Here is a 19,278-nt window from a genome sequence, read left to right as displayed (position 1 = left end):
TTCAGTCGGCATTCAAACCGAATCACCGAAAAGCCGCACCGTTCGCATGGAGTGCCCCGAATGTCGTTTCGCCCTTTGATCCCCGCCGCCCTGGCCCTCGCGCCGCTCGCGCTGGCATCCGCCCCCGCCGTTCAGGCGCAGGCGCCGGCCGCCGAAGCGGATCTGGCGGCGGTGCAGCGCCACATGGCGGCGATCCAGACGATGACCGCCGATTTCACTCAGACCGACCGTGCCGGCAAGGTGCTGACCGGCACGCTGACGCTGAAGCGGCCGGGGCACGTCCGCTTCCAGTATGAAAAGGGCGTGCCGCTGTTGATCGTCGGCGACGGCAAGGCGCTGACCTTCATCGACTATCAGGTGAAGCAGGTGTCGCGCTGGCCGATCGGCAAATCGCCGCTGACCTTCATCCTCGACCCCGCGAAGGACCTGTCGAAGGTGGCGCGGGTGGTCGAATCGGCCGATCCGCGCCTGCTGCTCGTGCAGGCGCGCGATCCCGGTCGCCCGGAATTCGGCACGATCACCCTGGCCTTCGTGCGCGACACCACTGGCCCGGCCGGCCTGACGCTGAACGGCTGGACCGCGCTCGATGCGCAGAACAACCGCACCCAGATCCGCCTGTCCAACCAGCGGTTTAACGGCCCGATCGACGACCAGGCGTTCAAATGGCGCGACCCGCGTCAGGGCGTGCGCGGGCGCTGAACCCGGCCGTTCATATTGGCGACAGGATGGATCGCGTATCCATGCTCAGCGGACGTTGGAGCACTGGAGCCGGGTTTCCCCCCTGTTACCCGCCTCGTCATTCCGATGTCCCGCCAGCGTGACGAACGCAGGTTGGCCCCCGTTCCAAGCCCCCGGAGCGGGGGCCTTTGCGTGTCTGGATGAGGGCGTGTAGGCGGCACCGGCCCTCTCCCCCACCCGGCCGCCCATTTCAGGATACTGTCGTTGGGTGGCCGGGTGGGGGAGAGGGCCGGCGCCGCTTCCCCATAAGACAATCAGACTCTAAAGCGCGCGGATGGCCGATACCCTCAGCATCGCATCGTGGAACATCAACTCGGTGCGCGCCCGCCTCGACATCGTCGAACGTTTCCTGACCGAACAGGCGCCGGACATCCTGTGCCTCCAGGAAACCAAGGCGGCGAACGACGTGTTTCCCGCCGTTGCCTTCGCCCGCCTCGGCTACACCCATCAGGTGCTGCACGGCCAGCGCATGTACCACGGCGTCGCCATCCTCAGCCGGGTGCCGCTGGTCGAGGACGACCGGCTGGACTGGCAGGCGAATGGCGAGGCGCGGCATGTCGGTGTCCGGCTGGCCAACGGCATGCGGCTGGAAAACGTCTACATCCCGGCCGGCGGCGACATTCCGGATCGCGCGCTCAACCCCAAATTCGGGCAAAAGCTCGACTTTCTGGAACGCATGACCGACTGGTCCGCCGGGCTGGCGGTGCCGACCCTGCTGGTCGGCGATTTCAACATCGCGCCACTCGAATCGGACGTGTGGAGCCACCGGCAACTGCTCGACGTGGTCAGCCATACCCCGGTGGAGGTCGCCGCGCTTGCCCGTCTGCAGGCAGCGCATGGCTGGGTCGACCTCGGCCGCCATTTCGTGCCGCCGCCGGAGCGGCTCTATACATGGTGGAGCTATCGGGCGAAGGACTGGGCGGCGTCCGACCGCGGCCGCCGGCTCGACCATATGTGGGCCAGTCCGGCGCTCGCCGGTCAGGCGATCGGCCACCGCGTGCACGAGGAATGCCGCGATTGGGGCCGCCCGTCCGACCATATTCCGCTGATCACGGAATTCCGCTTGTGAACACCGGGCCGCGCGCCGCCGCCCGCGCCGTCGACGCTTTGCGACGGGGGTGGGAGGTGGCGATCGCGGACACTGGAACTGACACTGACGCGGGGCTGGTGCTGCTTGCGATCGAGACCGCCGATACCGGCCGCCTCGCTGCCTTCGATCCGGACGGGCGGGCCGATATCCTGCTGTCCGCCGCGCGGGCGGAAACGCTGAAATTGGTCAACCAGCGCGCGGCGGCCGGTGGCGGGGCGATCCGCATCGCGCGCGCGCCGTGGATCGACCTGCCGGCGGCGGTGGCGCTGGCCGATCCGGCGCTCGACCTGGCGGCGCCGTTGAAGGGGCCGTTTCGGGCCGTCGCCACCGGCGCGGCGGCGGCGGCCGCCGCCGCGCTCGATCTCGCCCGCCTCGCCGGGCTGCTCCCCGCTTTCTTCGTCCGCACGATCGACCGGCACGCCGCCGCGCTGAGCCCGGCCGACATCGCCGCCTATGAATCCCCCGATCGATTGGTCGTCGCGGCGCGTGCCCGCCTGCCGGTCGCCGCCGCCGAAGCGGCGGAGATCGTCGCCTTCCGCACCGCCGAGACCGCCGATGAGCATGTCGCGCTGGTTGTCGGCACGCCGGACGGCAGCCCACCGCTGGTCCGCCTCCACAGCGAATGCCTGACCGGCGACGTGCTCGGCTCGCTCAAATGCGACTGCGGGCCGCAACTCCACGCCGCGCTCAACGCCATCGCCGACGCGCGCTGGGGGGTGCTGCTTTACCTGCGGCAGGAAGGGCGCGGCATCGGCCTGATCAACAAGCTGCGCGCCTACAGCCTGCAGGATCAGGGCTTTGACACGGTCGACGCCAATATCCGTCTCGGCTTCGCGGTCGATGCGCGCGACTTCTCGCTCGCCGCGCGGATGCTCGCCCTGCTCGGCGTCACCGCCGTCCGGCTGCTGACCAACAACCCGGCTAAGGTCGTGGGGCTGGAAGCGCACGGCATCGCGGTGGTTGAGCGGGTGCCCCACGCGCTGCCGGCCAATCCGCACAACGAACGCTACCTCGCCACCAAGCGTGACCGCACCGGCCACCAGCTTTAACGCCCGCCCATTCCACCATGTTGGGCGTTGACCGCCCGCGCCGGGCGGCTACGAAGGCTAAATCGTATACTATCAGGGGTTGGTCGTGGACGGTCCTGTCATTCTGTCGGTCGATGCGGTGTTCGCCCTGGCGTGCCGGGTGTTGGAGACCGCCGGGCTGGCCGCGCCGCAGGCGGAGGCGGTGGCGCGGGTGATCGCCGCCGCCGAGCGCGACGGCTGCTCCAACCACGGCCTGCACCGCCTGCCCGGCTGCGTAGAGACGGTGCGGTCGGGCCGGCTGGCGGTGGCGGCGGTGCCGGACGTGCGCGACGAGACGCCGGCGCTGGTCCGGGTCGATGCCGGCTACGGCTATGCGCCGCTCGCCTTCGAACGCGGCCTGCCACTGCTGGCCGACAAGGCGCGGCACGGCGGCGTCGCGGCGCTGGTCGTCACCAACTGCTTCCACTTCTCGGCGCTGTGGCCGGAGGTGGAGGCGCTGGCGGCGGAGGGCCTCGCCGGGCTGGCGCTGACCCCCAGCCATGCCTGGGTCGCGCCGGCCGGCGGCAACCGCGGACTGCTCGGCACCAACCCGATCGCCTTCGGCTGGCCGCGCCCGGACGGGCACCCTTATGTCTTTGACTTCGCGACCAGCGCCGTCGCCCGCAGCGACCTTGCCCACTACCGCAACGAAGGGCGGGCGATCCCGGAAGGCTGGGGCGTCGACCGGAACGGCGCGCCGACCACCGACGCGCAGGCCGCGCTCGATGGCGCGATGCTCACCTTCGGCGGCCACAAGGGTTCCGCATTGGCGACGATGGTGGAGCTGCTTGCCGGCGCGTTGATCGGTGAGCGCACCAGCGTCGAATCGATGGCGTGGGACGAAGGGCTGAAACTCGCCCCCTGTCATGGCGAGCTGATCCTCGCCTTCGACCCGGCGGTCATGGCCGGCGGTGACGCCGCGCCGGGCGTTGCGCGGGCGGAGGCGCTGTTTGCCGGCTTCGCCGCGCAGGGTGCCCGCCTGCCGTCCCAGCGCCGCTATGCCGCGCGGGCGCGGAGCCTGGCCGATGGCGTCGCCGTGCCGCGCGCGCTCCACGACCGCATCGCGGCGCTGGCCGGCTGACCCGGCCGCCGCGTCAGTCGCAGGGGCAGTCTTCGGCCGACCGGCCCCAGAATTCGCGGATGATCGCCCACGCCTCGTCGGCGGTCTCGACCCAGTTCATCAGCGCCAGGTCCTTGTGGGCAATGACCCCTTCGTCGGCCAGCGCCTCGAAATCGACGACCTTGTTCCAGAATGCGCGCCCGAACATCAAAATCGGCAGGCGAGAAATCTTGCCGGTCTGGATCAGGGTCAGCGCCTCGAACATCTCGTCGAACGTGCCGAACCCGCCGGGGAACACCGCGATCGCCCGCGCGCGCAGCAGGAAATGCATCTTGCGCAGCGCGAAATAGTGGAACTGGAAGCTGAGCGACGGGGTGACATACTGGTTCGGCGCCTGCTCGTGCGGCAGGACGATGTTGAGGCCGATCGTCTCGGCGCCGGCGTCGACCGCGCCGCGGTTCGCCGCTTCCATGATCGACGGGCCGCCGCCGGAACAGACGACGAAGTGGCGCCGCCCCTCGGCATCGCGCGGGCAGCGGCTGGCCAGCCGCGCCAGCTCGCGCGCGACATCGTAATATTTGGCCTTGGCGACCAGCCGCTCGGCAATCGCGCGGCCGCGTGTGTCGGTCGCGGCGGCGAGCAGCGCATCGGCCTTGGCCGGTTCCGGGATGCGGGCGGAACCGTAGATCACCAGGGTGGAGGCGATCCGCGCCTCGTCGAGCAGCAGGTCGGGCTTCAGCAGTTCCAGCTGGAACCGCACCGGTCGCAAATCCTCGCGCAGCAGGAATTCGGTGTCCTGAAACGCCAGCCGATAGGCGGGATGTTCGGTCTGCGGGGTATGGACGACGGTCTTGGCGGTACTGTCCGCCGACTGGCGCGCGCGCGGGAACAGCCGCGACGGGACGATGGTTTCGCTATTATCGGTCATTGCTAGGCTGATAGCGCGTTTGGGTGCCGGTTCAAGCACGGCGCCCCGCCGGCGCTCAGCGGCAAAACGGCCCGCGCCCCATGTCGAGGTGGAAATGGTCGTTATGGGCGGCGTTGTAATCGGGGCTGAGCACGGTCGCGAAACGCTTGCACGCCGACTGGTGCACCGCCTTGATGAAGCCGCGCACCCCCGGATCGGCGGAACGGTAGTCGGTTTTGACGCTGATCCGCCGCCCGTCGGCCAGAATGAAGGCGGCGACGTCGACGGCGTTCGACCGCGCATGTTCGGACAGGCGGCCGGTCGCGCCGATGCCGTTGATCGTCCGGCAGTTATAGGTGCCGAACGTTTCCACCTTGACCACCTCGCTGCCCAGCCAGGCGCGGGACGCCGGCACGACGCCGAACCGTACCCAGCCGGAAAACGCGCTGGCGAGCGGGCAGGTCATCGCGCCCAGATTGGTGGTCGGCGTGCCGACGTCGAGCAGCTTGACTGATCCATAGGCCAGGCAGCCGCCGCCGAAATCGCGGTCGGGCAGCGGCTGGAAATCGACGCCCTGCTCCGCCAGCCTGCCGAGGCACTGGCGGATCGGGGCGGATGTGATGCCCGGCATCAACTGCGCGGCGGGTGTCGGCTTGCGCGCTGACGATCGGCGGCCCCGGTCGCCGGAACAGGCGGCAAGCGTCAGCGCAGCGACAACCGCCACGCCAATCCCGATCCGTCCGCTTTGCCCGATGCTCACCCGCCGATGATCGCCGCTTCCGCACGCGGAACGAAGGCCGGGTGCGCCGCCTTGCGACGAACCGTGCCGAAACGGAGTCGGGCGCGTCGATTCCCTTTCACCGGCGGACCGCCTAAGGGACTGGACGCGGCCCCGGCCCGCTCCCTTCCCCAGGAAACGCCATGACGATCACCCGAACCGATCTGCGCGCCTACGCCATGCTGGCGCTGGTCATGCTGTTCTGGGCGGGCAATGCCATCGTCGGCCGCGCGGTCAGGGACGATATTCCGCCGTTCACGCTGGCGCTGGTCCGCTGGGGCGGGGCACTGCTCGTCGTCGCGCCATTCGCCCTGCGCCATGTCGTTGCCGATCGCGCGGTGCTGCGCCGGGCATGGCGGCGGGTGCTTCTGCTCGGCCTGCTCGGCATCGCCACGTTCAACGCGCTGCTCTATTACGGCCTGCGTTTCACCACCGCGACCAACGCCATGCTGATCCAGGCGGCGATTCCGGGGCTGGTTCTGCTGTTCGACTATCTGCTGTTCCGCACCCGCTCCGGCTGGCAGGCGATTGCCGGGGTGGCGCTGTCGACCGCCGGGGTGGTGCTGATCGTCTGCCGCGCCGACCTGCAGGTGCTGATGCGTCTCGACTTCGGCACCGGCGACTTGCTGATCCTGGCGGCGGTGGTCGTCTGGGGCCTGTACACCAGCTTGCTGCGCACCCGCCCGGCGGTGCACCCGTCCAGCTTCATCGCCGTCACCTTCGCGATCGGCGCGCTGGCCATGCTGCCGCCGGCGATCGGGGAATGGCGCGTCGGCGGCTTCCCGCCGCTGCGCGCGGATACGCTCGCCGCCTTCACCTATGTCGCGATCCTGCCGTCGCTGGTCGCCTATTTTCTCTACAATGCGACGGTCGCGGCGATCGGCGCGGGCCGGGCCGGGCAGGCGATCAGTCTGATGCCGTTGTTCGGTGCCTTCATCGCGGCTTCGCTGCTGGATGAAGCGCTGCGCCCTTTCCACGCCGCCGGCATGGTGCTGATCCTCGTCGGCATCGTCACCGGCGCGGTGGCACGCTCAGAGAACAAACAGGCCGATTAGCAATCCGGCCTGGACCACCGCGATCAGGTGCAGCCGATCCGAAAATGGCTGTTTGCGGGTCTTGTGGCGGAACATGCGCCGGGCGAGGTAGGCGCCCGGCGTGCCGCCCAGCGCGGCCAGTGTCAGCAGGGCCGACTCCGGGATGCGACGGTTGCCGGCTTCGGCGCGGCGCTTGTCCTGCCAGAAGCGCAGCATCGTCCAGGCGTTGATCGCGGCGACAAGGCCGATGAGCGTCGGTAGCGGCATCAAACGCGCATATCTTCAAATGCTTGCGTGGTCGTTATCGCGCCGCGTCGTCGTCGCCCGGCGCGAACGTCCCTTGACAGCGCCGCCGTCGCCGCTAGGGCCGGCGGCGGGCCACGCCGTCCCAACGCGGCGCGTGCTCTCTGCAAGGAGAGACTACATGACGAAGACCCCCGCCGCGGGCATCCCCGCGCGTATCGAACGCCCCACCACAAAACCCGTCCGCCCCCATTTCTCGTCCGGGCCGTGCGCGAAGCCGCCGGGCTGGGCGCCGGAACGGCTGGCGACAGGATCGCTCGGCCGCTCCCACCGCTCGAAGCTGGGCAAAAGCCGCCTCGCCTATGCGATCGACCTGACGCGGGAAATCCTGCGCGTACCCGCCGGCCACCGCATCGCGATCGTGCCGGCGTCGGATACCGGTGCTGTCGAAATGGCGATGTGGTCGCTGCTCGGCGCGCGGCCGGTGACGGTCGCGGCGTGGGAAAGCTTCGGTGAAGGCTGGGTCACCGACGCAGTCAAGCAGCTGAAGATCGACCCGACGGTGCTGCGCGCGCCCTATGGCGAACTGCCGGATCTCGCGGCGATCGATCAGGATCACGATGTGCTGTTCACCTGGAACGGCACCACCTCCGGCGTGCGCGTCCCCGACGGCTGGATCAACGACGATCGCGGCGGCCTGACCTTCGCCGATTCGACCAGCGCGGTGTTCGCGATGGACCTGCCGTGGGACAAGCTGGATGTCGTCACCTACAGCTGGCAGAAGGTGCTGGGCGGGGAGGGCGGCCACGGCGTGCTCATCCTCGGCCCGCGCGCGGTCGAACGGCTGGAAAGCTACACCCCGGCCTGGCCGCTGCCCAAGATCTTCCGCATGACCAAGGGCGGCAAGCTGATCGAGGGGCTGTTCGCCGGCGAAACGATCAACACCCCGTCGATGCTGGCGGTGGAGGATTACATCTTCGCGCTCGAATGGGCGAAGCAGCTTGGCGGGCTGGGGGCGCTGGTCGCGCGCAGCAACGCCAACGCCGCCGCGCTCGACGCGATCGTCGCCGAACGCGACTGGCTTGATCATCTCGCCGCCGATCCGGCGACCCGCTCGACGACCAGCGTCTGCCTGAAGTTCGCCGACGCGGCGGTCGCCGGGCTGGACGACGCCGGCAAGCTGGCGCTGGTCAAGAAGATCGCCGCGCTGCTGGAGGCGGAAGACGCCGCCTACGACATCGCCGGCTATCGCGACGCGCCGCCGGGCCTGCGCATCTGGTGCGGCGCCACCGTCGATACGGCCGACATCGCGGCGCTCGGCCCCTGGCTCGACTGGGCCTGGGGCGAGGCCCACGCCGCCTGACCACGCGCGCTTCGGCGTCATTCCCGTTTTCCGGCTCCCCCCGCGTGCGCGGGAGCATGCAAGGACCAAGACATGCCCAAGGTACTGATTTCCGACAAGATGGACCCGAAAGCCGCCGCGATCTTCCGCGAACGCGGCGTCGAGGTCGACGAGAAGCCCGGCCTGACCAAGGAAGAGCTGATCGCGATCATCGGCGATTATGACGGCCTCGCTATCCGCTCCGCGACCAAGGTGACGAAGGAGGTGCTTGCCGCCGCCACTAACCTGAAGGTCGTCGGCCGCGCCGGCATCGGCGTCGACAATATCGACATTCCGGCGGCGTCGGCGAAGGGCGTCGTCGTCATGAACACACCGTTCGGCAATTCGATCACCACCGCCGAACACGCGATCGCGCTGATCTTCGCGCTCGCCCGCCAACTGCCGGAGGCGGACGCCTCGACCCAGGCCGGCAAGTGGGAAAAGAACCGGTTCATGGGGGTGGAGGTCACCAACAAGGTGCTCGGCCTGATCGGCGCCGGCAATATCGGCTCGATCGTCGCCGACCGCGCGCTCGGCCTGAAGATGAAGGTCGTCGCCTACGACCCGTTTCTGTCCGCCGAACGGGCGGTGGAACTGGGCATCGAGAAGGTGACGCTCGACGAACTGCTGGCGCGCGCCGATTTCATCACCCTGCACACCCCGCTGACCGACCAGACCCGCAACATCCTGTCGGCGGAGAACATCGCCAGGACCAAGCCGGGCGTTCGCATCGTCAACTGCGCGCGCGGCGGGCTGATCGACGAGGCGGCGCTGAAGGCGGCGCTCGATTCCGGCCATGTCGCCGGTGCCGCGCTCGACGTGTTCGTCGAGGAACCGGCCAAGGCCAGCCCGCTGTTCGGCACCGCCAATTTCATCTCCACCCCGCATCTCGGCGCGTCGACCGACGAGGCGCAGGTCAATGTCGCGATTCAGGTGGCCGAACAGATTTCCGACTATCTGCTGTCCGGTGGCATCACCAACGCGCTGAACGTGCCGTCGCTGTCGGCGGAAGAAGCGCCGAAGCTGCGGCCCTACATGGCGCTGGCCGAACAGCTTGGCTCGCTGGTTGGTCAGCTCGCGCACGACGCGCTGTCCGGCATCGGCATCGAAGTGGAAGGCGCCGCCGCCGAACTGAACCAGAAACCGATCACCGGCGCCGTCCTCGCCGGGCTGATGGGCGTCTATTCGGACACGGTGAACATGGTCAACGCGCCGTTCCTGGCGCGTGAGCGCGGGCTGGACGTGCGCGAGGTGCGGCACGATCGTGTCGGCGACTACCACACGCTGGTCCGCGTCTCGGTCAAGACCAGCGAGGGCGAGAAATCGGTCGCCGGCACGCTGTTCGGCGATTCCAGCCCCCGCCTGGTCGAGATTTTCGGCGTCAAGGTCGAGGCCGATCTTGCCGGTGACATGCTCTACATCGTCAATCTCGACGCGCCCGGCTTCATCGGTCGGCTCGGCACCACGCTCGGCGCGGCGGGGGTCAACATCGGCACCTTCCACCTCGGCCGGCGCAGCGCCGGCGGCGAAGCGGTGCTGCTGCTGTCGATTGACTCATCGGTCGACGAATCGCTGCTGGCGACGATCCGCGGCCTGCCGGGGGTCAAGGTCGCCATGGCGCTGCGGTTCTGATGATCGCGCCCGGCCTGCTGCCAGAGGGGCTGCGCGACCGGTTGCCGCCGGTGGCGGAGGCGGCCGTTGCGCTCACCCGCGCGGTTGCCGACGCGATTGCCGGCTATGGCTACGAACGCGTCGCTCCGCCGCTCGCCGAGTTTGAGGAGGCGCTGGTCGGCCGGCTGAAGGCGGCGAAGGCGCAGGACCTGCTGCGCTTCGTCGACCCGGTGTCGCAGCGGACCCTCGCGCTCCGGCCGGACATCACCACCCAGGTTGGCCGCATCGCCGCGACGCGGATGGCGCACCGCGCCCGGCCGCTGCGCCTTTCCTACGGCGGCAGCGTCATCAAGCTGCGCGCGACCCAGCTCAACCCGGAACGGGAACTGACCCAGCTTGGCGCGGAACTGATCGGCCGCGACACGGTGGCGGCTGCGGCGGAAATCGTTGCGGTGGCGATCGCCGCGCTCGACGCGGCGGGGGCCGGGCCGATCACCGTCGACCTGACCCTGCCGGACCTTGTCGATACCCTCGCCGCCGGGCCGTTCCCGCTGCCGGCGGAGGCGATCGACCGGGTCAAGGCACTACTTGACGCCAAGGATGCCGGCGGCCTCGCGGCGGCGGGGGCGGACGCCTATCTGCCGCTGATCCACGCCGCCGGCCCGCTCGACAGCGCGCTCGCCCGGCTGGAGGCGATCGATGCTGGCGGCGTGCTTGCCAGCCGGATCGCCGCGCTCCGCGCCGTCGCCGCGCCGCTCGCCGGCCGCGCGACGCTCACTCTGGACCCGACCGAACGCCACGGCTTCGAATATCAGAGCTGGTTCGGCTTCTCGCTGTTCGTCGACGGCCTGGCGGGGGAGATCGGCCGGGGCGGCAGCTACACCATCCTCGACGGGCGGGGCGGGGAGGAGCCGGCGATCGGCTTCTCGCTCTACCCCGATCCGCTGATCGAGCGGTTGGCCGCCGCCAACGCCCGCCCGCGCCTGTTCCTGCCGCTCGGCACCGATCCGGCGCTGGCCGCCCGCCTGCGCGGCGATGGCTGGGTGACGGTGGCCGCACTCGACGAACGCTGCGATGCGGCGGCGCTCGCCTGCACCCACGCGCTGGTCGACGGTGCGCCGACGCCGGTCTAGGGCGCCCGCCACCACCCATCGTCATTGCGAGCGCAGCGAAGAAATCCACTACGCTCGCAATGACGGTATCGAACGCGCCTACCGCTTGCCCAGCATGGTGACGGCCGCCGTCGTCATCGCCTCGGCCGCCGTCGCGATCACCTTCTCGGCATCCGGTGCCCAGCCGGAATTGTGCAGCGACGGCAGCTTGGCCGCGTCGCCGCCGGCCGCGTCCCATTTCGCCTGCGGCACGCCGCCGACCCAGAAGATCAGGCTCTGGATATGGGCGGGGTCGGCCAGCCGGTACTGGGCGAAATCCTCGCTGACCATCACCGGCTTCGCCTGTACCACCCGCTCCGGGCCGAAGCGTTTGGTGAATGCCTCGTGGATCGTCGCGGTCAGCGGCGCGTCGTTGATCGTCGGGTCGGCATAGGTACCGAACGGCGTGACCACCGGCATTTTGTCTTCGGGCATGCCGGCGGCGATCGCCTCGCCGCGCGCGATGCGGCGGATGCCGTCGAGCAGCTTGTCGCGCGTTTCCGCCGAGTAACTGCGCACCGTCAGTTGCAGTTTCACCTCGTCGGGGATGATGTTGTGCTTGGTGCCGCCGTGGATCGACCCGACGGTGACGACCACCGGGTCCTGCGGGTCGATCTCGCGCGACGCCAGCGTCTGCAGGCTGGTGACGATCCGCGCGGCAAGCACGATCGGGTCCTTCGTCGTCGCCGGTGCGGCGCCGTGGCCGCCGATGCCCCTGACCAGAATGTCGACTGAATCGACCGCGGCCAGCGCCGGCCCGGCGGTCGTGCCGATCACCCCGGCGGGTAGCGCGGCGGAATCGTGGAAGGCGATCACATAATCGGGCTTGGGAAAGCGGGTGAAAAGCCCGTCCTTCAGCATCGCGGTCGCGCCGGCGTTGGTCTCCTCCGCCGGCTGGGCGATCATCACCAGCGTGCCGGACCACTGGTCCTTCATCGCCGCCAGCCGCCGCGCCGTGCCGACCCAGCTTGCCATGTGGGTGTCGTGGCCGCAGGCGTGCATCACCCCGGTCTGCTGCCCGTCCGCCCCGGTCGCGACGACCTTGCTGGCAAAGGGCAGGCCGGTCTGTTCCGCCACCGGCAGCGCGTCCATGTCGGTGCGCAGCAGCACCGTCGGCCCGGCGCCGTTCTTCAGCACCGCGACGACGCCATGACCGCCGACGCCGGTGGTGACGGCAAAGCCGGCCTTCTTCGCTTCCTCGGCCATCACCGCCGCCGTCTTGACCTCGGCGCCGCTCAGTTCCGGCGCGGCGTGGAGGGCGCGGTACAGCGTCATCAGTGACGGCATGTCGCCGGCAACCGCGGCGCGCAGCGCGTCGGGCTGGGCGGCGGCGGGGGTGGCGGCCAGCGCCAGCAGCGCGGCGCCCCACAGCGGCAGCCGGCTCATCGCGGCGCCATCCGGATCGCGCCGTCAAGGCGGATCACTTCGCCGTTCAGCATCGGGTTGGCGATGATCGCCTCGACCAGCTGGGCATATTCCTCCGGCTTGCCGAGCCGGCTCGGGTGCGGCACCTGCGTACCCAGGCTGTCCTGCGCCGCCTGCGGCAGGCCCATCAGCATCGGCGTCAGGAAGATGCCGGGCGCAATCGTCATCACCCGGATCTTGAGCTGCGCCAGATCGCGCGCGACCGGCAGGGTCATGCCGACGACGCCGCCCTTGGACGACGCATAGGCCGCCTGGCCGATCTGCCCGTCATAGGCGGCGACCGACGCGGTGTTGACGATAACGCCGCGCTCCTCGCCGCCCGGCTCGGCGGCGGCAAGCAATGCTGCAAAGCGCGAGATGACGGTGAAGGTGCCGATCAGGTTGACCTCGATCGTCTTGCGATAGGCGTCGAGCGGGTGGGGCACATTGTCGCGGCCGACGGTTTTGATCGCCGGGGCGATGCCGGCGCAGTTGACCAGAATGCGCGCGGTGCCGTGCGCGGCGGCGGCCGCCGCCAGCCCGGCGTCGACGCTCGCCTCGTCGGCGACGTTCACCCGCGCGAACAGCCCGCCGATCGCGGCGGCATGGGCGGCGCCGGCTTCCTCGTTCAGGTCGAACAGCGTCACCTTCGCGCCGGCCTTCGCCAGCCGCGCGGCGGTGGCCCCGCCCAGGCCGGACGCGCCGCCGGTGACGATCGCGGCAATACCATCGAGATTCATTGGCATATCTCCCTCGCCACACCTATCGGCGGCGCGGGGCGAAATGCAATATCGTCGTCGAAACCGGGGTTATCGACCCTGCGAACGCCAGCGGCGGATAACGCGGTTCAGTATCTCCTCCTCGCCGCCGGCCTGCGTCCACAATTCGGAGAAGAGCGGGTCGTTCGACGCCGGCCGCTTGCGCTCCTCCAGCGCGTCGAACGACACGCGGATCGGAATGGCGACGCCTTCGCCGCAGATGATCGCCTCGCGGTTACGCAGCGCCGGGATGGTGTCGAGGAAGCCGCGCGCGCCTTCCGGCATCGCCGCCTTGACGAAGCTCTGGTCGCGCTCGTTGTTCAGGCGCATCGCGATGATCGTGCCGCACTGCGACAGCACGCCTTCGGCCAGGTCGGACGGCCGCTGCGTCACCAGGCCCAGCGACACGCCGTATTTGCGCCCTTCCTTGGCGATCCGCTCCAATATCTTGCGGACCGCCTGGCCGTTGCCGACATTGTCGGACGGAATGTAGCGGTGCGCCTCCTCGCAGACGAGCAGGATCGGGCGCTGCGGCTCGTCGCGCGACCAGATCGCATAGTCGAACACCATCCGGCTCAGCACCGCGACGACGACGGAGGTGATGTCGGACGGCACGCCGGATACGTCGATGATCGAAATCGGCTTGCCGCCGCCCGGCAGGCGGAAGATGCGGCCGAGGAAATCGGCCATCGTGTCGGCGACCAGCATGCCGGAAAACATGAAGCTGTAGCGCGGGTCGTTGCGCAGTTCGTCGATCTTGGTCTTCAGCCGCATGTAGGGCGCGCTGTCGGTCGCCTTGTCCAGCTTGCCCATCTCGGCGCTGATGATGCCGGTCAGATCGGACAGCAGGTAGGGGATCGGCGAATCGACGGTCAGTTTCGATATGCCGTCGGCGGCACGGCTCTTGGCGCGCGCGGCGAGCAGGCATTTGGCGAGGATGTCGGCGTCGGTCTGCCGGTTGTCGCCATAGGAGGTGAGCAGGACCTCGCAATGCTCCTCGAAATTCATCAGCCAGTAGGGCATCGCCAGGTTGCCGACGTCGAAGATCGCGCCGTTGGTGCGGAACGCGGCGGCATATTCGCCATGCGGGTCGATCATCACGATATGGCCTTCGGGCGCCATGTCGCAGATACGGTGCAGGATCAGTGCCGCCGACGTCGACTTGCCGGTGCCGGTCGAACCGAGCAGCGCGAAATGCTTGCCCAGCATCGCGTCGATGAACAGCGCGCCGCGCACGTCGCGGGTCGGGTAGACGGTGCCGACCTCGATGTTCGGCCGCGCCTCGGCCGCGTACATTTCCTTCATGTCGGCGCTCGACACCGGGTAGACCTTGCAGCCCGGCATCGGAAAACGGGTGACGCCGCGGCGGAAGCCATAGATGCGGCCGGTCAGCCGTTCCTCGTCGCCCTCGCCGAGGAAGTCGACGGTGGCGCTGATCGCGCCGTCCTCCAGCCGCGATAGCGCGCGGATGCTCGCCATCACCCAGATCGCGCCGATCTTCATCTTGATCTGGCTGCCGACCTGGCCGGAAATCGCCATGCTCGGGTCGGCATGGTCGGCCAGCACGGCCAGCACGTCCGGGTCCATCCGCACCCGCGCCCAGCCGGCGACCTCGATGACCTCGCCGATGATGATGCGGTTGGCCTCGGCGCTGCGCACGGTGACGGATTCGCCCGCCTCCTCGCGGGGGAGGTGCAGTCCGGTGGAGACCCCGGCCATGTCGGTCATCATGCTTGTCCTGTCGTCGCTGTTTCGGCCCGGCCTTAGCGCGGCGCAGGTAAAGATTTCGCTTTTCTCCGCAACATGCGCGATTTGCCGCCCCAGCCGCCGGGCGGCGGCGCTCAGACCCGCCTGAACAGCGATCCCGCCGCCCAGCCGAGCAGCAGCGCCAGCGCGATCGACACCACGCCGTACAGGAAGGACCAGCGCTCCGCCGCCATCGCTACGAACCGTTCGAAACCGGATTTGCGGATCGCGATCTCGCGCACCGCGCCGGCCAGCACCCGCCCGTCCTGCACCAGAAATGTTTCGGCGGTGTAATCGCCCACCGGCACCCGCGCCGGTATGTCGATATGGACGCGGTACAACGCGCCGTCGGTGATCTCGACCGCGCCGGGCTGTTCGACATACAGGCCGTTGCGCTGGCGCAGGTCGACCAGCCCGTTCTCGAACCGTTTGGTCTGCGCCAGGCTGCCGGCGTCGGCGGCGGACAGTTGCAGGTTGCCGACACCCAGTTCGTAGATCGCGGCGGTCCGCTCATCGATGATCTCGCGGATCGGGCGGGACGAAGCGACGGCGTAGAAGCCGGGCGCGGAACGGAAGCGCGCGCTGTCGGCATTCATCCAGATCCCGGCGATCTTGCGCTTTTCGCGCACGACGATCGATTCGGTTGGCCCCTTCAGCACGACGATGATGTCGGCCGGCTTGTCCGGTATCCGTCCGCCGGGGTAGAGGATCGCGCCGAACAGCAGCAACTCCGCGCCGGTGAAGCTGTAGATGATCCGGATGTCGCGCTGCGACACGTCGGGGACCAGAACCGGCTGGTTCTGCGGCTGGTTCTGGGCCAGCAGCAGCGGGGCGAGCAGCAGCAGGGCGAGCGCGCGCATCACGATCCCTGGATCGAATAGATTTCGTCGGGCCGCCAGCCGAGGCCAAGCGCCATGCGGATGGTGATCGCCAGCACCAGCACCGCCAGGAACAGGCGCAGATGGTCGGGTTTCAGCTTCTGGGCGATGCGGGTGCCGATCTGGGCGCCGACGACGCTGCCGATCAGCAGCAGCCCGGCGAGGACGATGTCGACCGCATGGGTGGTCAGCGCATGGGTCATCGTCGCGATCGCGGTGACGAACAGCCCCTGGTAAAGCGAGGTGCCGACGACGACGCGGGTCGACACGCCCAATATGTAGAGCATCGCCGGCACCATGATGAAGCCGCCGCCGACGCCGAGCAGCACGGTCAGCACGCCGACCGCCGCGCCCAGGATCAGCGGCGCCAGCGGCGAGATGTAGAGGCCGGAACCGTAGAAGCGCCAGCGCAGCGGCAGCGCGGCGACCAGCGGATGGTGGCGCCGGGCGCGCGGCGGCGGCGGCGCCCCCCGCTTTTCGGCGATCAGCGCGCGGATGCCGTCGCGCGCCATCAGGCTGCCGATCGAACCGAGCATGATGACGTAGAGCAGCGCGATCAGGATATCGATCTGGCCCAGCTTCTGGAGCAGGCGGAACAGCACCGCGCCGGCCATCACGCCGACGATCCCGCCGCACACCAGCACGCCGCCCATCCGCATGTCGACGCCGCCGCGCCGGAAATGGGCGATGACGCCGGACACGCTGGCGCCGGTCACCTGCATCACGCCGGACGCGGCGGCGACGGTCGGCGGCACACCGTACAGCATCAGCAGCGGCGTGGTCAGGAAACCGCCGCCGACGCCGAATATCCCGGCCAGTATCCCGGCCGCGCCGCCCAGCGCGATGATGACCAGCGCGTTGACCGACAGGTTGGCGATGGGCAGGTACAGGTCCACGCGGCGTTCCGGCTAATGGCCCTGGAATCGGGCCGGCCTCCCGCTCTAGCCGGGTTCGCGGACAAGGTGAACCGCCTCAGAAGTCGGCGCCCAGCGATAGCGTCGCGCCGGAACCGGGCCGGGCGTTGCCGGCAACGCGCTGGCGCCAGTCGACGGCCAGGCGCAGGGTCGTTCCTGCCCCCGGTATCCGCGCGACCAGTTGCGGGCCGATGTCGATCCGCCGGGCGCCGGGCTGGATGCCGCCCCATGCCCCGGCGCCCGCCGCGATCCGCACCGGTCCGGCCGCCGCCACCGGCCGTTCGACCCGCACCGCCCCGTCGGCATAACCGGCGCGCCGCTTCCGCCCGACGATCCCGGCCTGGCCATAGCCGTCGAGGACGAAGCCGCTGCCCAGCGCCAGCGGGGTGATGCCGCCGGCCGCGCCCAGCGCATAGGCGCCACGCCCGCCGTCCAGCGCCAGCCGGCGCTCGGCGGACAGGCGGATCGGCAGGTTGGCCAGCGGCTGCCAATCCAGCCCGACCGCCGCCTCACGCCCGCCGCGGCTGGCCAGCGGTGCCGCCAGCCGCCCGTATAGCGATACCCGCTCGGCCGGGGCGATCAGGTAGCTCGCGCGCAGCCCGGCCTGCGATCCGCCAAGCTGCCCGCCCCCGGCCAGGCTGGCGGTGCCCCGGCCGCGCAGCAGCGCCCAGATGCTGATCGACAGCCGCCGCTCGCCTGCGGGGGCAACGCCGATCGGGTCGCCGCGCGCCAGCACCGCCCCCGCCGCCGGCGTCCCCGGCGATGGCGGGTCGGGCGCGGCCGCCACACCCTCCGCTGCCACACTTCCCACCGTCACCGCCGCCCACACCGGCGCCGCCGGTGGTGCGGGATCCAGGCGCAGGGTCAGCACCGGGCCGGTCCGCACCGGCGCGGTATTCCACGCGATCAGCGGCGCGAACCGTATCGGGGTGGCGTCCGCCATCGGCGGAGCCACCGGTCCCGGCACTGGCCACATCATCACCGCGCGCGCCGCCACCCAGCCGACGGCGACTGCGGCGAGGAAGCGCAGCGGGTGGCCGGTGCCGGTCACACCGCCGGCATCCGGTCGGGAAAAACATGGTCGGTCTTGTCCCACTCCAGCGCGCCGCCGCGCAACCGGCGCAGGTAGCGTGCCACCGCGCGCCGCGCCGCCAGCATCGTCACGATGTTGGCGACGATCGCGCGCGGCAGCGCGTACAGCCCTTCGCGCACGCCGTAGGCATGGGCGACAAAGGCGAAACGAAACGCCATCCGCCAGCCGAGCAGCGCCGCCGTCGCCGCCAGCAACAGCGTCTCGTGCCGGCTGAACGGCACCGCCGCATGGCCGGCCGGCGCGACGGCGCCGCACAGCAGCCAGGCGGCCATGCCCGCATAGGCCGCGAACAGCACCGCCGCCGCCAGCACCGCCCGCCGGTCGCGCATCCGCATCCAGCGTTCGGCCAGCCCGCCGCGCCAGCCCATCCGGTCCCAGCCGTGCAGCGCAATCCCCGCCATCCAGCGCGATCGCTGGCGGATCGCCGCGTCCCAGCTGTTCGGGAAATGGGCGCGCACCGCCACCGCCGCGCCGCCGCGCCTGCCCGGCAAGCGCACGAAGATGCCGCGCCCGCCCTGCTCGGCGATGCGCAGGCCCAACTCGTAATCCTCGGTCATGCTGCCGCCGTCGAACGGCCGCCCCCCGGCGGCGTCGGCGATCCGCGCCAGCGCTCCCCGTGCCACCGCGCAGCCAACCCCGGCTGCAGGCACGGCGGCGCCCAGCGCCTCGCGCACGACCAGCATCTTGGTGTGGGCTTCGGCGAATTCGTCGGCATAGCCGCCGGACACGAATCGCCGCCAGAACGGCCGGTCGGCGTCGATCAGCGGCAGTACCGGCAACTGGATCAGGTCGAACCGGCCGGCAAGCGCATCGAACAGCGCGATCTCCGCCGGGTGGACGACATCCTCGGCGTCGTGAAGGGCGACCGCCTTCACCCGCCGCCCGTCCTTCACCTCGTCGCGCAGCAGTGCCGCCCACAAATGGTTCAGGTTGTCGGCCTTGGTCGTCGGTCCGGCACGGGGGCCGATGACGACGCGAATGCGCGGGTCGCGGGTGGCCGCCGCCGCCGCGACCTCGGTCGTCGCGGCGTCGTTCGGGTAGCAGCCGACATAAATGCGCCAGTCGCCGGCGCCGAACCGTGCGGCGGCGGTGGACAGCATTTGCCCGACCACCGCCGCTTCGCGCCAGGCGGGGACGAACACCGCGATCCGGCCCGGCGCGGCGGGCGGCGGCAGGGATGCCGCGTCGGCGCGGCGGTGGATGGTATAGACGGCAACCCGCCGCCACAGGCTGCGGCCAGCCCAGATCAGGTCGACGATCAGGTCGTCCAGACCGCCGATCAGGATAAACGCCGCCGCGAACAGCATCAGTTCGCGCGCGCCGCATCCCAGCAGCCACAGCAGCCCCTCGGTCCCCATGCGCCGGCGGAAGCCCCCTTCCTTCAGACTCGGACGCGAAACGCTGTGCTTAATTTTCAGTTTACGC

General features: G+C 70.0%; 18 protein-coding genes. 8 read left to right on the top strand and 10 right to left on the bottom strand.

Features of this window, described 5'->3' with window-relative positions:
- Positions 1-60 precede the first annotated feature (60 nt).
- From ACMT1E_RS12835 to ACMT1E_RS12820, 4 genes are all read left to right on the top strand, one after another.
- A complete protein-coding gene (locus ACMT1E_RS12835) occupies positions 61-699 on the top strand; it encodes a LolA family protein (protein WP_414900717.1) in 639 nt (212 codons plus the stop codon).
- 313 nt (positions 700-1,012) lie between these two features.
- Positions 1,013-1,807, top strand: a complete 795-nt coding sequence (locus tag ACMT1E_RS12830; protein WP_414900715.1) for an exodeoxyribonuclease III — start codon at positions 1,013-1,015, stop codon at positions 1,805-1,807.
- Positions 1,804-2,877 (top strand): GTP cyclohydrolase II, encoded by a 1,074-nt coding sequence (gene ribA, locus ACMT1E_RS12825; RefSeq protein WP_414900713.1) that lies wholly within the window; start codon positions 1,804-1,806, stop codon positions 2,875-2,877. Before ACMT1E_RS12830 ends, ribA begins: the two co-directional genes overlap by 4 nt.
- Positions 2,878-2,962: 85 nt before the next feature.
- Complete coding sequence (locus ACMT1E_RS12820) at positions 2,963-3,976, top strand: Ldh family oxidoreductase (RefSeq protein ID WP_414900712.1); 1,014 nt, start codon at positions 2,963-2,965, stop codon at positions 3,974-3,976.
- Positions 3,977-3,989: 13 nt separating this feature from the next.
- On the opposite strand, the gene ACMT1E_RS12815 is transcribed toward ACMT1E_RS12820, so the two are convergent.
- Positions 3,990-4,883 (bottom strand): TIGR00730 family Rossman fold protein, encoded by an 894-nt coding sequence (locus tag ACMT1E_RS12815; RefSeq protein WP_414900710.1) that lies wholly within the window; start codon positions 4,881-4,883, stop codon positions 3,990-3,992.
- A 55-nt stretch (positions 4,884-4,938) separates the two neighbouring features.
- Complete coding sequence (locus tag ACMT1E_RS12810) at positions 4,939-5,586, bottom strand: extensin family protein (RefSeq protein WP_414900709.1); 648 nt, start codon at positions 5,584-5,586, stop codon at positions 4,939-4,941.
- Positions 5,587-5,783: 197 nt separating this feature from the next.
- Between ACMT1E_RS12810 and ACMT1E_RS12805 the strand changes: the two genes are divergently transcribed.
- Entirely contained in the window at positions 5,784-6,695 is a 912-nt protein-coding gene (locus tag ACMT1E_RS12805) for a DMT family transporter (RefSeq protein ID WP_414900708.1), read from the top strand.
- On the opposite strand, the gene ACMT1E_RS12800 is transcribed toward ACMT1E_RS12805, so the two are convergent.
- A complete protein-coding gene (locus tag ACMT1E_RS12800; protein ID WP_414900707.1) occupies positions 6,672-6,941 on the bottom strand; it encodes a DUF1294 domain-containing protein in 270 nt (89 codons plus the stop codon). The two genes, ACMT1E_RS12805 and ACMT1E_RS12800, sit on opposite strands and share 24 nt — an antisense overlap.
- Positions 6,942-7,098: 157 nt before the next feature.
- On the opposite strand from ACMT1E_RS12800, the gene ACMT1E_RS12795 reads away from it, so the two are divergent.
- The 3 genes from ACMT1E_RS12795 (at position 7,099) to ACMT1E_RS12785 (ending at position 11,042) form a co-directional block, all read left to right on the top strand.
- On the top strand, positions 7,099-8,280 hold the full coding sequence (locus ACMT1E_RS12795; RefSeq protein WP_414900706.1) for a phosphoserine transaminase: 1,182 nt from the start codon (positions 7,099-7,101) through the stop codon (positions 8,278-8,280).
- A 72-nt stretch (positions 8,281-8,352) separates the two neighbouring features.
- Positions 8,353-9,930, top strand: a complete 1,578-nt coding sequence (gene serA, locus ACMT1E_RS12790; RefSeq protein WP_414900705.1) for a phosphoglycerate dehydrogenase — start codon at positions 8,353-8,355, stop codon at positions 9,928-9,930.
- Complete coding sequence (locus ACMT1E_RS12785) at positions 9,930-11,042, top strand: ATP phosphoribosyltransferase regulatory subunit (protein ID WP_414900704.1); 1,113 nt, start codon at positions 9,930-9,932, stop codon at positions 11,040-11,042. The genes serA and ACMT1E_RS12785 overlap by 1 nt, the downstream gene beginning before the upstream one ends.
- Before the next feature lie 78 nt (positions 11,043-11,120).
- Here the strand turns inward: ACMT1E_RS12785 and ACMT1E_RS12780 are convergent, their stop codons facing one another.
- From ACMT1E_RS12780 to ACMT1E_RS12750, 7 genes are all read right to left on the bottom strand, one after another.
- Positions 11,121-12,446 (bottom strand): amidohydrolase, encoded by a 1,326-nt coding sequence (locus ACMT1E_RS12780; protein ID WP_414900703.1) that lies wholly within the window; start codon positions 12,444-12,446, stop codon positions 11,121-11,123.
- Positions 12,443-13,204, bottom strand: coding sequence for an SDR family NAD(P)-dependent oxidoreductase (locus tag ACMT1E_RS12775; RefSeq protein ID WP_414900701.1), 762 nt, complete (start codon positions 13,202-13,204; stop codon positions 12,443-12,445). Before ACMT1E_RS12775 ends, ACMT1E_RS12780 begins: the two co-directional genes overlap by 4 nt.
- A 69-nt stretch (positions 13,205-13,273) precedes the next feature.
- Complete coding sequence (locus tag ACMT1E_RS12770) at positions 13,274-14,950, bottom strand: ATP-binding protein (RefSeq protein ID WP_414903423.1); 1,677 nt, start codon at positions 14,948-14,950, stop codon at positions 13,274-13,276.
- Positions 14,951-15,063: 113 nt separating this feature from the next.
- On the bottom strand, positions 15,064-15,828 hold the full coding sequence (locus tag ACMT1E_RS12765) for a TIGR02186 family protein (protein ID WP_414900699.1): 765 nt from the start codon (positions 15,826-15,828) through the stop codon (positions 15,064-15,066).
- Entirely contained in the window at positions 15,828-16,742 is a 915-nt protein-coding gene (locus ACMT1E_RS12760; protein WP_414900697.1) for a sulfite exporter TauE/SafE family protein, read from the bottom strand. Before ACMT1E_RS12760 ends, ACMT1E_RS12765 begins: the two co-directional genes overlap by 1 nt.
- 76 nt (positions 16,743-16,818) lie before the next feature.
- Positions 16,819-17,811 carry a hypothetical protein gene (locus tag ACMT1E_RS12755; RefSeq protein WP_414900695.1) on the bottom strand — a complete coding sequence of 331 codons (993 nt, stop codon included), beginning with the start codon at positions 17,809-17,811 and terminating at the stop codon, positions 16,819-16,821.
- Complete coding sequence (locus ACMT1E_RS12750; RefSeq protein WP_414900693.1) at positions 17,808-19,211, bottom strand: glycosyl transferase family protein; 1,404 nt, start codon at positions 19,209-19,211, stop codon at positions 17,808-17,810. Before ACMT1E_RS12750 ends, ACMT1E_RS12755 begins: the two co-directional genes overlap by 4 nt.
- Positions 19,212-19,278: the final 67 nt, after the last annotated feature.

Origin of the sequence: Sphingomonas flavalba (assembly GCF_047553045.1) — a bacterium.
GTDB lineage: Bacteria > Pseudomonadota > Alphaproteobacteria > Sphingomonadales > Sphingomonadaceae > Sphingomonas_L > Sphingomonas_L flavalba_A.
Note: the sequence above shows the minus strand (reverse complement) of the source record. Positions and strands in the feature narration are given on the sequence as shown.